Here is a 14,053-nt window from a genome sequence, read left to right as displayed (position 1 = left end):
CTGTCTGTCATTTTGCGGCTCGATGAACAGCACTTCCTTCTGGTCGGTTACGGCAACATTGATAGCATGGTGGCCTTCCTGTTAATGACACTCCATATAGAGCCACTTCATGATCACCTTAATCGGGCCACCCGATGATCGCCGTAATGGAGCCACCTGATGATCACGCTAATTGAGCCACCCCGTGATCATCATAATCGAGCCAGCCGGTGATCAGGTTAATCGAGCCACTTTACCGGTCGTAACCGGTTCTCGGACTCCCTGACAATCTGGTATATCTCCGTGGAACAGAGCACAATCGTTTCCAGGGAGGTGTACCAATGGCCAACAGGAGGTTCGAGATGTTCCAATACCGTCAGATCCTTGCCTACATGCGCTCCGGCCAGTCGGATCGCCAGATTGCCAAAGCCGGTCTCATGGGACGAGCCAAAGCTTCGGAATTCCGTCGTATCGCAACGGAAAAGGGCTGGCTCTCCCCAAAGAGGCCTTTGCCGGATGACCACACCCTGGCTGCAGTTCTCAAGCGTCCCCGGCGCCCTGCTTCAGGTTCCATTCTGGCGCCCTACCACGAGAAGATCAAGTCCTGGCACAGGCAGGGAATCTCTGGCACCACCATCCATCAGGCACTGGTACGCGATCATGGTTTTTCCGGCAGTTATTCAGCGGTACGCCGGTACCTGCAGCAACTGAAGAATGACTCGCCAGAGGCCACGGTCATGCTCGACTTCAAGCCGGGCGAGGTGGCCCAGGTCGACTTCGGCAAGGGGCCGAAAATCACGGATACGACCACCGGCGAGGTGTTTTCCACCTGGTTCTTTGTCATGACCCTGGCCTTCAGCCGGCATCAGTATGCCGAGATCGTCAGGGACCAAAAAATACACACCTGGCTTGGCTGTCACCGACGGGCCTTTGAATTCTTCGGCGGTATCCCGAAAAAGGTGGTGGTCGACAACCTGAAGTCCGCCATCACCAGGGCATGCTGGCGGGATCCCAGGATCCAGCGTTCCTATGCTGAACTGGCCGAAGGCTATGGTTTCCTGGTCTCGCCCTGTCCGCCCAACGAGCCAAGGAAAAAAGGCAGGGTCGAGGCCGGAGTCAAGTATATCAAGCGCAGCTTCCTGCCTTTACGCCGATTCAGAAGCCTTGGTGATGCCAACCGCCAACTGCGCAAATGGATCATGGAGAGCGCCGGCAACCGTGTCCATGGCACTACCAGACAGAAGCCGCTTTCCCTCTTTGCAGAAGCGGAAAAACACCTGCTCAAGCCCCTGCCGGCCAAGGTGCCGGAGCTGGCGGTCTGGTCTGCACACAAGCTGCATGGCAACTGTCATCTGCAATTTGAAAAATGCTTTTACTCGGCACCCTACAGGCTGGTCCGCAAACAGCTCTGGGTCAAGGCCACGGAAACGACCGTCAAGATCTTTCACGATCACGAACTGGTGGCGGTTCATCCCCGGAAACACAGGCCCGGCGAGAAATCGACCATCATCGGTCACCTGCCGCCCGATGCCGTGGCCTACCTGATGCGTGACCCGCAATGGTGCCTCAGGCAGGCTGGTGTAACAGGCCCCAACTGTTTACGTCTCATCGAGTCTCTTTTCGCTCACCGAGTCCTGGACAATCTCAGGGCTGCCCAGGGAGTCATCGGCCTTGCCGGGAAGTATGGTCAGGTCCGCCTGGAAGCCGCCTGTCGGCGTGCTCTTTTCTTTGACAGTCCAAAGTACATCACGGTCAAGACCATCCTGGCAAAGGGGCTCGATCAACTGCCCGACGATCCCGTTCCCACACCCCTGCCGGCAACCTATACCGGCAAAGGACGTTTTCAAAGAACATGCTCGAGAGTGGTCACAACCTCTTCGTCCAAGGAGGACTCGATATGCATCCCATGCCCGAACTGATCCCCATGCTCAAGCAGCTGCGCCTCTCCGGGATCATGGATTCCCTGGAGATCCGGAACCGGCAGGCGATCGATGAAAAAATGGCCTATACCGACTTCCTCGCCCTCCTTATCCAGGACGAGGTGGCGCGCCGTACGCAACGAAAATTCGACATGCGGATCAGGCGTGCCGGGTTCCGCAATCAGAAAACCCTGGAGGATTTCGACTTTTCCTTCAATCCCGCCATCAACAAGGCCCAGGTAATGGACTTGGCCACCTGCCGTTTCATGGAGGAAAAGGCCTGTGTCCTGATCGTGGGCCCCTGCGGCACCGGAAAGAGTCACATCGCCCAGGCACTCGGCCATTGCGCCATCCGGCTGGGTCGTGATGTTGTCTTCACGACCCAGACAAAACTGCTCGGTCAGCTCCAGGCCGCCCGGGCCACCAACACTTACGACCGGCGCCTGAATACCCTGGCCAAGGTCGACCTGCTGATCATCGACGATTTTGGACTCAAGCCTCTCCGCACACCCCAGGACGAGGATATCCACGACCTGATCGGCGAACGGTATGAACGACGTTCGACCATCATCACCAGTAACCTGGATCTGTCCGAATGGCGTGACGCCTTTCCCAACAAACTGCTGGGTGCAGCCACCATCGACCGCATACGCCATGGCGCCTATTGCGTGGTCCTCGATGGCAAAAGTTACCGGACCACAAAACCACTGCCAAAACCCCAAAAAAAGGAGGTGGAAAAAACAGAAAAATCGTCTAAAAATTAACCACGTTCGAGAGCCCAAAATGACCACCTGAAAGTGGCCTCATTAACCCGATCATGGATGGCTCCATTAGGTGATCATTAACACTTCCTTCAGGGCCCTGCCCCAGAGGATCCCCAGGCTGTGGGGATACCTTCTTTTACCGTCCAGGTAGGCGTCCCGGACAAAATCGTACTTGAGCGACAGGGCAAAATCGTCACAGTCATGTTTTTCCGTTATCCACCTAGTCCTGTCGATACTGCTGTCGCGTACCAGCCTGTCGATGTCACTGCGCGGGCTGCAATAATACGTGCCATCTGCAAAGAGAAAGCGGCATGTTTTGTTGAGGTTGTCTCCTAGGCTGTTCTTGAGAATTTTCCGTAGCTCGCCGCTTGTCAGGAGCAAGCGGATCGCGTATTCGTACGGCTTGGCGTATCTGTCCAGGTCCGAACTGGCCCCTGAGCTGACGGTCCCGTCCCGGTACCAGGCATAACAGCGGTCGTTTGATCCGGCGATTGCAATACCAACTATCGTTCCAGCCATTCCAGCACCCCCATCAGATAAACCAACTGGTTGTCAGTGTATGAATAAGTTACCTAACGTGCCCCAGCCAAGTTTCTGGACGACACGGCGAAGTGGTATCCGCCCGCGTCCTCGGAAAAACAACTCCCCTTCCCCCTGATCACCTCCTTGTACACACCCGGGCCGACTATAGGATTCGCTTTTGTACGATTCATACATCCAGATAAAGAGGTCCTTCCGGGTTTTCAGTGGGTAACGGGATACATTTCGAGGCCGCCAAAGTGAAAGAGGATAGCAATCCTCAGGCGGGCCTTGTTCCGAAAACCACAGGCTGTTTTCAGCAGGGTTGCGATCCGGGAGTTGATTCCCTCGGCGGCACCATTGGTAATGCGATGTTTAAAATAATTCATGATTCCATACAGATGGTTCTTCAGGGTATAGGCCGCTTTTCTCACAGGTTCAAGACGGCTGTGGGTTGCCCAGAAAAACCATCGCTTCCAGTGGTGCCAGGCCCAATGCGAACATTTATAATCCCACAATTTTCGAATGTTCTCCTTGAGGGCCCAGGCTCGCGCTGTTTTCAGATCAGCATCCTTCAGACAGGAGTTTATAGAATCCTCCATACTTTTTCATTAAAATGACGGTATTCCAGAGTGATAAATCTATATTTCCTGTAAGACCCCACCGGCTATTTTCCATCCAAATGCCCGCATAATATCAGCCTGAGCCTCGTCCGGTTCTTCCAGCATACGTACGGCTTTCCTTTTTCCGGGTAACCACAGAAGGCAGGAGTGCAAATTGCCCATATGGCGCATAGCTGCCTTGGCTGTCATGTTAACACCTGCCTTCCTGAGCCTTAATTCGATGATGCGCAGGAGTGCCAGGGCTGCTATGCAGGTGAAGATGTGGCACCTGATCTTGCTGTCAGTCCAATGACGTACCGGCCTGAGCGCCACCTGTGACTCATCTTTTGTCAGCCGGAAAGCATCCTCAACAGTCCAGCGGTCCAGGCTTGCCTGGACGATTTCATCGGTTGACCAGTCGGTTATATTGGTAATGATGATATTCTTGCCAAACCGGTCAATATAGCGCCCAATCCGGTAATGGTTCTTTCGAAAATTCATTCTGAGCCGCTTGTCTGTAACATAAAATTCAACCTTGTACAGGTCTGACGGGATGTGCAACTCCGAGCAGATGTCCATGTACCGCTTGAGAACAACTGATTGCTTACGCCAGTACGGGGCCTGCCTGTTGACCCTGGATTGAAATTCAAACAGGGTATCCTGAAGGCGAAGCATCTTTTTTTCAAAGGCGTAACGCTGTTTTGCGGCCGTCAGTGGATTGTATGTAACCACCACTGTGCGCTTCCGCCCCCAGTATTCACCTTGAGTCCGCCAGGCCAGCAACCGGTCATCTTCTCTGCCCTTTTGAGCAAGTTTCCGGTTTTTCCGAGTATCAACAGGCTTGAATCTGTCCAGATCGACATGGACAAGATGGTCAGCATAATGGGTTGAATATGTGGTGATAAAGTTGACACCTTCCCTGGCATCGATGGCGGCGATATTATCCTCACTGTTCATTCCCTTGTCAAAGACAACGGTCAAGGCACCATCTTCCCCAGCAGAGTCGCGCATGACCCTGAACATATCCTCCATGGTCTGAAGAAACATTTTTGAGTCGTGCCGATTGCCTTCGTATTCCCTGTAATAGAGCGGGATTCGTTTATCCCGACTGACAAGAAGAGCAACGCCTATCTGGCGTAACCAGTTGCGCCCTTCCTTGCTTTTCCCCCTCTGGGCCAGTACCGACTCGGTATCTGTGGCCATAAAGGTGTAGTAATTGGTTGTGTCAAACATGAAGCAGTCTGAAGACGAGGACTCTATCCTGGAGATGCGCCGAAGAAAATCCTTCGCGATCTGCTGCAGTTGCCGCTCTCCAACCTGATTCCATTTGAACCAGAACATCTGTGAGTTGAGCTCGTCAATCTGAACAGGGCGAATATGCTGGATGGCAGTGGCCTTATACCATCCCGGCATTGCCCGTTTCGAACAGGCCTGGATCATCCGGTTATAGACGGCATAGAGAAAATATTCGCCCACAGATGGCGCATTATCTTTTTCTTCAGCCACGATCCCGTCAATCAGACCGGCAAGGTCTATTTCCTTTTCAACGAGATTCGCGAGCCAGAGTGCACCAAAGGCTTGCGCCTGGATTTTTTTGGGCATGCTGTTGCCGCCCTGTGCCATCTCGAGAATACGTTCAGGTGACCCCAGGTATATCTGATTGATGACCTTGGGTTTGCCGTCGACCCGCGCGATCTCCCGGACATAATAGTAGGGCCTTCCCTTTTTCATCTTTTTATGCAGGTGTGCCATATCCACAAGATATCAGTAGGGTCTTACATGTGCAAGCGAAAAACGCCCATTATCTTGTTTTTCTATATTTTTTTGGGATGAAATCTTGGGAGGCGTGTAGGGTCTTACATGTTTTGTGAAAGCAACTAGCTGAATTCTTGAAGTTTTTTTGTTAAAAATGGTGAATCCCTATAAACTCCTGTCAGACGGAAGAACCTGTTCCAGTACTTTTCAGGCAGGTTCTCCCTGGCATAGAGCCAGATATATCTGGTTCCGGTGAGCAGGCTGCTGCCTGCCCGAAGCAGGGCCTTGTGCTCCTGTCTTCGCACCTTGTCCACTGCATCACCAAGCTGTTTCATCACGTGAAAACGGTCAAAAACGATCTTGTCCCTCCCGTCCTCCGGCCACGTTTTCTCCACCGCCGAGATATAGGCACTGGACATGTCCATGGAGACAGCTTCAATGGTATCCCGCTGCTGTGGCGTCAGCTGCTGAAAATATGTTTCCAGGCTCCTGCTGCTCCGGCCAACGATAACCTCTTCCACCGTGCTGCGGCCAAGGTCACTGACCACGGTGACGTAGTTCCGCTGGCCCTTGCCGACCGACTTCTCGTCAACCCCGATAACAGGAATGGTCTTGCACCCCTTTCGTCTGAGTCCCCTGGTCACGGCGCGTTCCATGAGATGGTACGCCTCATCCCAGCTGACCCTCAGGATACGCCTGGCCGCCTGTATAGAGGTGTGCAGCAGGACATCGATAGCAAACCCTTCAAACAGCAGGGTGAACCTGGCATGTGGTTCGGCCCATGGCAGCCGTACACGGCGCACACCATGCCTGGAACACTTCATCCGTGGTGGTCTTGCATGAAGAAAGGTCTGAAACTGGCAGCTGTCCAGATGGCGCCACGTTCTTTCTTCGGCATGGTCATGCAGGTTTCCGGGCTTTCCACATTCCGGGCAGGGCCATTTCTCGCCCCGGGGATGGTCAACCCAGATATCTACCCTCTGGGAACCAGGATCAAGTTCAACACGGGCAACAGACCATGGCTTTTCCAGGCCTAACAGATGATAGTACAGGTCAATATCACGCATATCACTCCTCCGGAATTCATGGTTTGGAGGTAAATGTAGCGTGATAGCCTGAAAATCGCTACCAGGAGCCAGGTGGGAACTGGTTTCATTCCCTCAACTACCCTCACAATCAACCTGAAGGGGTGGTTGAGGAAATGAAACCAGGGGATTTACCCACTGAATTTTCGGAAGCACCGATAAAGAGGTAGCGAGACCGACTTCTCTCCCAGGCAACATGCATCTGGGTCTCCCCGTCTGGCTGGGCAAAGGTCGGATAAAATCCTTCGCCATGCGTGTTGCCGTCCTTGTCGAGAAGATATGCCCCCAGCCGGACCTGACCGGAAAGGACCAATTTAAGAAAATATGATTGAACTTTGTGATTGCTCTGCCCCTTTCCAATGCCAAGCTCATACAGCCTGAAGCCAAAATACCCTAACGATATGGCCCCAACCATTATGAAAACACGTTCAGATCTCCGCTAGAATACCGGGTCATCCAGTATTACCGTAACCCTCTCAGACTATTTCATTGATAAGCAACCAGTTGATTTCACAACTTATGGTTCCATACTGCAGTCCTTTATTATTGATAACACACTAAAGGTAACAAAATGGTTACAAAAGGAAGTTTTTATTGCAGATCAGCAAGTACAAGATTCATAAATGAAAATAACTGGTAGGCAATCAGTTGGATGGAGAACAAGGGGAAGTGCAGAAAGGATTTCAGGAGTAGCCTCACCAGACGAATTTAATTCCAACATTCGAAGAGTTGGCCAGGGACAATCATCCGCGTACGGAACACGCACGTCAATATAATCTCGCCTTTGTACAGGTAACCGGCCAGAACCGGCCTGGTTGTGGGACAGCAAATGGCAATTTTTCTCCGCTACTGCCAAGTGATTGGATTGTTTACGTGTTGAGGAGAAGAAAGGGACAGACATACTCCTGTCTCTTGGTTCTTCTTTATCTTTGCATCAGCAACCTTACCACAGTCAGATGCTGGTACAGATAAAAGATCTATTTTTGATCCAACACTTGCCTGATAATTTTTGCAAGTGAATCTACAGAATATGGTTTATGGAGAAATTTTACACCTTCCTCCAATAATCCGTTGTGCACAATGTGATTATCAGTATATCCTGATACGTAAATCACTTTAGATTCAGGTAATATTTTTTTAACTTGTTCCACAAGCTCCTTGCCGTTCATTTCTGGCATGATTAAATCTGTTAAAATCAGGTCAAACTTACATTCACCTGAATGTATTAAATCTAAAGCAATTCTGCCATTTGATGCCTGGTAAACTTTGTAGCCTAAAGATTCCAGCGTTACACTTGCAAAGTTACGAACATTTTCGTCATCTTCAACTAATAAAATAGTTTCATTGCTTGACAATTTTACAGTTTCTTCATGAATATTTTTTTCAAGAGAAACTTCCTCGTTGCATACAGGCCAATATATTTTAAACATCGTCCCTTCGTCTGGCTCGGTATAGACGTAGATGCTGCCATTATTTTGCTTGACGATTCCATATACCATCGACAAGCCTAAGCCAGTACCTTTTTCTTTCGCTGTGAAAAACGGTTCAAATATTTGTCTCTTTGTTTCTTTGGTCATACCAATTCCGTTATCGGAAACAGCAAAAAAAACATGCTGGCCTTTTTTACCTCCGGAATGACTTGAGACATCTTCATTATCAAGTATAACATTTCCAGTTTCAATTATTATTTTTTTCTTAAAATTTGGCTCTAAAACAGCACCAAGTGCATCACGTGCATTTAGCACCAGATTAATTAATATTTGATCTATTTGAGATTTATCAGCTTTGATATTCGGAAGATCTTCAGCTAAGATAGTCTTGATGCTAATATCTTCCCATATCAACCTACGCAGCATATCAGCTATTCCCGGAAGGTCACAATCGACCGCCGAAGAGTTGATTTTTCAGTCGAGGAAACAAGCCGAGAGGTAAAACCAGCTCTTCCTGTCGACATATTTGCAGTATTTTGCCTGCCGGAAGGTAAAAATTCCGTTTTTTGGACAGACGTGTCCATCCGCCCCCGGTTGTTATTTTTCAACCGGAAGGCCTGATCTTTGAAATAGCGATATAACCTCTCCCGTCTATGAGGTAAGGTTACGTCGGCGTGCCAGTAACAGGGTATAATACAATTCCTCCATGGTTTTGAGAACATAACCGTAGAAATGGTATCGAACCTTTTCCCAGAAGGATCGATTGGTGCGATACAGCTTACGGGCTGCTTTAAACAATGGGCAGCATAGCTGCTGAATCTGATCCACCAGAAAGGCCAGCATCATAAGGTGTACAAACACCTCACTCAAGTGCTGTTTGCCAAGGCCAAAATTATGGCCAAACTGGTACCCCTGGTTCTTCAAGGTGTTGAAGGTCTCATTCTCTATCTTCCACCGGGCCCGGGCACCACGCATGAACTGGTACACATTGTCCGGTGTTACGGACAGATCGGTTATCCAGCTGAAGCGCAACGGCTTCTTTCTCTTGGGATTATCCTCCCAATACTCGACAAAGGTGACCCGGATGTCCTGGTTGCCCTTATTGAGCGGAGCATGGTAGACAATGCGGAAACAGTGGGATATCTCCTCTTTCTTTGTATCGGGAAGAACCAACTCCACTGCCTGACCGTCCTCCACGGCCTGATCAACGTATTCAAAGAGAAACTTATGGTCCCCCTCTTTGACACCCAGGATGTAACGGAAACCCAGTTCCCGCAGGTCTCTGATATGCGGTGCGTTGGAGGCCAGGGAATCCTCGTTGACGATGAACTTCAGGTGAGGATGATCCTGGCGCAGTTTGACCAGCATCCTTCTGACGGCGTTTCGTTCACAATCCTGTTTGGTGGTGCCGTCCTGCTTCCTGATGATCTCCGGACAAAGAGGGATCATCTCCCGGAATCCAGGATGAACAACGGCTGCGCCAACCGCTTGTAAATGGTAGGTTATTTTACCACTGCGGCTCTTCTTTTCCAGGCAGGCCGGAGAATACAGCTTACTGGAAGAAAAATAACCGGTACCGTCCAGGTTGAGCAAGTATCCCTCTTCCATGAAGACCATCTTCTCCAGCACCTTGCCTCGCTGTAACGGACGAAAGGCGTCCTTGAACAGCGGTCTGAGGAGAGTAGGGTCAACCGGGTCGAGAATCTCACGCATGGATGTGTCGCTGGGAATCGTAGCCATGCCGTAGATGGTCTTCAGATTATCGGGGTCGTCGAGCCGTCGGCAATCAAAAGCCAGCAACGACGGATCTTTCAGGGAAAACATGGCAAAAGCCGACATGAGCGTATCGGCCAGCGTATGCTTGACCTGACCTGGACGATGGTCCTTGATTTTTTCAAATCCAGAGCGCATTGTTGCAAACAGAGCATCCGCATTCAGGTCCTTGCGCAACCTGATCTGCTCGATATGTGCGGCTTGTCTGATGCTTGCTTTCACGATTGTTCTGATTTGGTTCGACATGGTCGCCTCCTTGTAAGTTATTGTTTTTCTTACAAAAAGGCGGAAATCGCTAACTCATTGATATGTCAAGAAAAATTTAACATTCACCGTAAAAATTTGCATAAAGTTTACGAAAGGACTTTTGACAAATTGCATTATATCAGGGATTCAGCGTCCTCCGGGAATTGCTGGCAGCATATTGTCCAATGATTTAATAGCATTATTAATATTCAGTACTTCAGGCTTATATATTTGTTTTCGGCTGAATGCCAACAATTGACTGGTTAAATTTTCAGCTTTTTTTCCGGCTTGCCGTATCGACGTAACAGCATTATACAGTGGATTGTTTTCATCGATCCGCATTAATGCCATCTCGGCATATCCATTTATAACTGTCAAAAGATTATTAAAATCATGAGCGATACCTCCGTGGTTGTGCTAACCTAAAATTGACCAGAAAAGAGGTGTTGTGCTAACGGAAAATTGACCACCCTGAGCGCAGAATTTCCGTGTGTTATGGTAGGAGGAAAAACCATAACCAGGGAGGAGAGGAGTTGCTCAGCATGGATCAGTACGAGTTCATACGGACGGCCCATCGAGTGTATGGCAAGAACATCAGTGAGTTGTCGAGGATGACCGGACATTCCCGCAATACAGTGAAGAAAGCGCTTCGGGGAGAACCTTGGGGCTACAGTGAACGGAAGAATCAGCCGTATCCTGTATTAGGGAGGTATCTTGAGGTGATAGACGGTTGGCTGGAAGGTGACAGGGCTGTTCCGAAGAAGCAGCGACATACCTCCCGTCGGATTTACCACCGTCTTGTCGAGGAATATGGCTATAGCGGAGGTGAGTCGACAGTCCGTCGCTATGTGAGGATTGCAAAAGCCCGGCTGGGGCTGAACGTCCCCGGGGCCTTTATCCCCTGTGATCCTGAAGCCGGGCTGGAGGCTGAAGTTGACTGGGGCACGGCCACGGTGGTGCTTGGCGGGAAGAGGCAGACGATTAAGCTGTTCTGCATGCGGTCCAGGTACTCGGGCAAACACTTTGTCCGCGCCTATCCATGTGAACGTCAGCAGGCTTTTTTCGATGCCCACCAGCATGGTTTTCAGTTTTTCGGGGGTATTTTCCCTGTCCTGATCTATGACAACCTGACCACGGCTGTGCGCAAGGTCCTGCAGGGGCGTAACCGCATCGAGCAGGAGTCGTTTGTCAAATTTCGGAGCTACCACAACTTCGAGGCACGCTTCACCAATCCGGCCGCGGGCAATGAGAAGGGCGGCGTCGAAGGTCTGGTGGGTTTTTCCCGGCGCAACTACCTGGTTCCCATCCCGGTTGTTGACAGCCTGGAAGAACTCAACAGGAATCTCCTCAAACGGTGCCAGGCCTATGGTGGACATATCATATCAGGCCGGGAGCACACCGTGAATGAGCTCCATGCCATGGAGAAGGAGCGGCTTCTTACCCTGCCTGCCCAGGTATACAGCAACCAGTTATCCACAAGCGGAAAGGTGGACAAGTTTGGGACCGTGATTGTCGACAAGAACCGCTATTCGGTCCCGACCAGCCTGGTCGGGCATCAGGTCAGCATCCTGCTTGGCGTGGACAGAGTATCCATTTACCTGAGGAGCCAAAAGGTTGCCGAACATGAGCGGGTATTTGGCAACAATAAGTGGCAGCTGGATCCCGACCATTACCTGGACCTGCTCCGGCAGCGTCCCATGGCCTTTGACAGCGCCCGTCCCATTCGCCAGTGGCGGTCTAGGTGGCCCGCCTGCTACGAGAGTCTTCTGGAACGATTTCAGCAGGCCCAGGGGGAGACCCGGGGGATCAAGGATTTTCTATCGGTGCTGATGCTGCATCGCCGATATACGGCCACCGAGGTCGAGGCGGCCGTGGAACTGGCCGTGGAACAGGGGATCAGCTCGAGTGAAGGAGTCCGCCATGTGCTCATTTATGCCAACGAACCCCGGGTGGAGACAGCTCCCCTGGATGGCTGGGAGACCATAGCCCCTGCCGACATCCGTCAATATGGCCAGTTGGGAGGTGTGCAATGAACGAAACTGGCCTGTTTGAGCTCAAGGCGAACCTGAAAGATCTGAAACTGTCGGCCATGGTCCGGGAACTGGAAACCACTCTCCGGCAGGCCCGGGACTCCGGCATGGGGTATGACGAGCTGCTCATCGATCTGACCCGTCTGGAGATCGCGTCACGGGCGGCCAACCGTTTGAAACGGAGAATCCGCGAGGCCCGGTTCCCGCTGCTCAAGCCCCTGGAGACCTTTGACCTGTCGGCCGTGCCGGAGCTGGATATCAGGATGTTCAGGGAACTGACGACCTGCGAGTACATCCGGGAACATAGGAATGTGATTTTTCTTGGCCCAAGCGGTACCGGCAAGACCCATATGGCCACGGCGCTTGGCCTGGAGGCCTGCAAGAACAATTACCGAACCCGTTTTGTGACCTGCTACGGCCTGGTCAACGAGCTGATCGAGGCCCGGGAGGATCGTGATCTGCAGCGGTTGCTGAAACGGTACAGCCGTTACGACCTCCTGATCCTTGACGAGTTGGGGTATATCCCTTTTTCCAAAGAAGGAGCGGAACTGCTCTTTCAGGTTCTGGCCGAGCGCCATGAAAAGGGCTCGGTGATGATCACCAGCAACCTTGGCTTTGCCGACTGGACCCAGGTCTTTGGGGACCAGGCCATGACCGCGGCCCTGCTGGACCGGCTGACCCACAAGGCCAGAATCATCAACTGTAACTGGGAGAGCTACCGCCTGAGACAAAGCCTTGCCGACCGTCGTTCAAACGGTTCAGAAATTTCCCAGAGCTGCGAACAGCCACGACAGGGGCAGGGAACTGATCAGCCGGTATCCGTGACAAGGTAACGAATAGCGTAAACTGCGGCCACCAAGCCTGGCCAGTAATTCCGGTCGCCCGTAGGGCTCCCTCCATTACTGGCCAGGCTTGAACCGCCATTTTTTAACCAAAGCTCAGGGTGGTCAAATTTGGGTTAGCACAGGTGGTCATTTTTCGGTTGTCATTTCCACCTCCGGCTAAGTTGCCAATAGACTCCATCTTAACCGATTGCCTTAACTGTGTTTCCAGCTTTTTCTCTATTGTAATGTCTTGTTTTACTGCTGCATAGTTCACTATTTGACCTTCAGTGTTTTTTATTGGAAAAATTGTAGCTTTTTCATAAAACATAGTCCCGTCTTTTTTCTTATTATGAAAAATTCCATGCCATACTTTTCCACTTGAAATGGTATCCCACAACTCTTCATAAACATGGGCATCTAATTCACAGATTTTCAGAATACGCCAATTTTGTCCTTTCGCTTCCGCAAAGGTATATCCAGTAGATTTTTCAAACGCTGGATTCACATACTCAATATTTCCTTCTGAATCAAAAATTACAATTACCTGGCTAGCTTGCTCAACTACTGTTGCCAACCTCAATATTTCTTTTTCATAATTTTTACGTTCTGTTATTTCTCTGACAATGGTCAGTACTTCTTTATCTCCTTTTGGAACCATCCTAGCTTCATAGAAACGAATTTCACCTTTCATTTCTAATGAATATTCATAACTATGAATTTGCTTTGAACGCAATACGTTATCAATACTTTCCATAGTTAACGCGGAAAGCTCTGCAGGAAGAACTTCGTTAATTTTTTTATTAATGAAAAAATCAGGTGGAGCGTATAATTCTTCAACTTTTTGAGTATAATAACACCTGAACACATATTTATTGTCTAATATAAAAATGCTATCTGGCATTGCTTCCAGAATAGCTTGCGTAGTTTCTTGATTTTTTAGCAGGTTTTCAACCTGCCTTTCTAATTCGTTTACCCTTTCCTTCAACTTGCTAACAATATTTTCACTCACAACAATATCCCTTTAAACAAAACAAGAAATCAAATGCATTTTTATAGTAATTAATTACTAACCTAATAGATGTATATTTAAAATTTAACGTTCCAGATAACAGATAACTGTCCCAGAC

The 14,053-nt window shown here is 50.1% G+C and carries 13 protein-coding genes; 5 read left to right on the top strand and 8 right to left on the bottom strand.

The annotated features are described in order from the left end of the window. Nucleotides 1-341 precede the first annotated feature (341 nt). Both istA (GF1_RS06215) and istB (GF1_RS06210) read left to right on the top strand, forming a co-directional pair. Nucleotides 342-1,898, top strand: a complete 1,557-nt coding sequence (gene istA / locus GF1_RS06215) for an IS21 family transposase (RefSeq protein WP_267928762.1) — start codon at nt 342-344, stop codon at nt 1,896-1,898. Beyond that, nucleotides 1,877-2,662, top strand: a complete 786-nt coding sequence (istB, locus tag GF1_RS06210; protein ID WP_267926634.1) for an IS21-like element helper ATPase IstB — start codon at nt 1,877-1,879, stop codon at nt 2,660-2,662. Before istA (GF1_RS06215) ends, istB (GF1_RS06210) begins: the two co-directional genes overlap by 22 nt. Before the next feature lie 66 nt (nt 2,663-2,728). On the opposite strand, the gene GF1_RS06205 is transcribed toward istB (GF1_RS06210), so the two are convergent. The 4 genes from GF1_RS06205 to GF1_RS06190 form a co-directional block, all read right to left on the bottom strand. Continuing rightward, nucleotides 2,729-3,181, bottom strand: a complete 453-nt coding sequence (locus GF1_RS06205; RefSeq protein ID WP_267928761.1) for a hypothetical protein — start codon at nt 3,179-3,181, stop codon at nt 2,729-2,731. 224 nt (nt 3,182-3,405) lie between these two features. Then, nucleotides 3,406-3,783, bottom strand: coding sequence for a transposase (locus GF1_RS06200; RefSeq protein ID WP_267928760.1), 378 nt, complete (start codon nt 3,781-3,783; stop codon nt 3,406-3,408). Between the two features lie 39 nt (nt 3,784-3,822). After that, nucleotides 3,823-5,535, bottom strand: coding sequence for an IS1634 family transposase (locus tag GF1_RS06195; RefSeq protein WP_435051694.1), 1,713 nt, complete (start codon nt 5,533-5,535; stop codon nt 3,823-3,825). A gap of 125 nt (nt 5,536-5,660) precedes the next feature. Continuing rightward, nucleotides 5,661-6,446: an ISL3 family transposase gene (locus GF1_RS06190; protein WP_267929112.1), complete on the bottom strand. Its 786-nt coding sequence runs from the start codon at nt 6,444-6,446 to the stop codon at nt 5,661-5,663. On the opposite strand from GF1_RS06190, the gene GF1_RS06185 reads away from it, so the two are divergent. After that, nucleotides 6,378-6,575 (top strand): hypothetical protein, encoded by a 198-nt coding sequence (locus GF1_RS06185; RefSeq protein WP_267929163.1) that lies wholly within the window; start codon nt 6,378-6,380, stop codon nt 6,573-6,575. The genes GF1_RS06190 and GF1_RS06185 overlap by 69 nt on opposite strands. A 1,025-nt stretch (nt 6,576-7,600) precedes the next feature. Here the strand turns inward: GF1_RS06185 and GF1_RS06180 are convergent. The 3 genes from GF1_RS06180 to GF1_RS06170 form a co-directional block, all read right to left on the bottom strand. Then, nucleotides 7,601-8,479, bottom strand: a complete 879-nt coding sequence (locus GF1_RS06180) for a response regulator (RefSeq protein WP_267928759.1) — start codon at nt 8,477-8,479, stop codon at nt 7,601-7,603. Nucleotides 8,480-8,704: 225 nt separating this feature from the next. Beyond that, complete coding sequence (locus GF1_RS06175; RefSeq protein ID WP_267928758.1) at nt 8,705-10,048, bottom strand: transposase; 1,344 nt, start codon at nt 10,046-10,048, stop codon at nt 8,705-8,707. A gap of 171 nt (nt 10,049-10,219) precedes the next feature. Then, nucleotides 10,220-10,474, bottom strand: a complete 255-nt coding sequence (locus GF1_RS06170; RefSeq protein ID WP_267929111.1) for a histidine kinase dimerization/phospho-acceptor domain-containing protein — start codon at nt 10,472-10,474, stop codon at nt 10,220-10,222. A gap of 140 nt (nt 10,475-10,614) precedes the next feature. On the opposite strand from GF1_RS06170, the gene istA (GF1_RS06165) reads away from it, so the two are divergent. Together istA (GF1_RS06165) and istB (GF1_RS06160) are read left to right on the top strand one after the other, a co-directional pair. Beyond that, the gene (istA, locus tag GF1_RS06165; protein ID WP_267928757.1) at nt 10,615-12,105 is read left to right on the top strand and encodes an IS21 family transposase; all 1,491 of its coding nucleotides are present in this window, start codon (nt 10,615-10,617) and stop codon (nt 12,103-12,105) included. After that, entirely contained in the window at nt 12,102-12,935 is an 834-nt protein-coding gene (gene istB, locus GF1_RS06160; RefSeq protein ID WP_267928756.1) for an IS21-like element helper ATPase IstB, read from the top strand. Before istA (GF1_RS06165) ends, istB (GF1_RS06160) begins: the two co-directional genes overlap by 4 nt. A gap of 94 nt (nt 12,936-13,029) precedes the next feature. On the opposite strand, the gene GF1_RS06155 is transcribed toward istB (GF1_RS06160), so the two are convergent. Further along, nucleotides 13,030-13,935, bottom strand: coding sequence for a PAS domain-containing protein (locus tag GF1_RS06155; RefSeq protein WP_267928755.1), 906 nt, complete (start codon nt 13,933-13,935; stop codon nt 13,030-13,032). Between the last annotated feature and the right edge of the window lie 118 nt (nt 13,936-14,053).

Source organism: Desulfolithobacter dissulfuricans (genome assembly GCF_025998535.1).
Classification (GTDB): Bacteria; Desulfobacterota; Desulfobulbia; order Desulfobulbales; family Desulfobulbaceae; genus Desulfolithobacter; species Desulfolithobacter dissulfuricans.
The sequence above is the reverse complement of the archived record's forward strand: the minus strand, read 5'-3'. Positions and strand labels throughout refer to the sequence as shown.

What these genes read in the sequence shown, in the direction of transcription:
- GF1_RS06205 (WP_267928761.1), bottom strand. Translation starts at nt 3,181, where the DNA reads ATGGCTGGAACGATAGTTGGTATTGCAATCGCCGGATCAAACGACCGC.
- GF1_RS06195 (WP_435051694.1), bottom strand. Translation starts at nt 5,535, where the DNA reads ATGGCACACCTGCATAAAAAGATGAAAAAGGGAAGGCCCTACTATTAT.
- GF1_RS06185 (WP_267929163.1), top strand. Translation starts at nt 6,378, where the DNA reads ATGAAGAAAGGTCTGAAACTGGCAGCTGTCCAGATGGCGCCACGTTCT.
- GF1_RS06200 (WP_267928760.1), bottom strand. Translation starts at nt 3,783, where the DNA reads ATGGAGGATTCTATAAACTCCTGTCTGAAGGATGCTGATCTGAAAACA.
- istA (WP_267928762.1), top strand. Translation starts at nt 342, where the DNA reads ATGTTCCAATACCGTCAGATCCTTGCCTACATGCGCTCCGGCCAGTCG.
- istB (WP_267928756.1), top strand. Translation starts at nt 12,102, where the DNA reads ATGAACGAAACTGGCCTGTTTGAGCTCAAGGCGAACCTGAAAGATCTG.
- GF1_RS06180 (WP_267928759.1), bottom strand. Translation starts at nt 8,479, where the DNA reads ATGCTGCGTAGGTTGATATGGGAAGATATTAGCATCAAGACTATCTTA.
- istA (WP_267928757.1), top strand. Translation starts at nt 10,615, where the DNA reads ATGGATCAGTACGAGTTCATACGGACGGCCCATCGAGTGTATGGCAAG.
- istB (WP_267926634.1), top strand. Translation starts at nt 1,877, where the DNA reads ATGCATCCCATGCCCGAACTGATCCCCATGCTCAAGCAGCTGCGCCTC.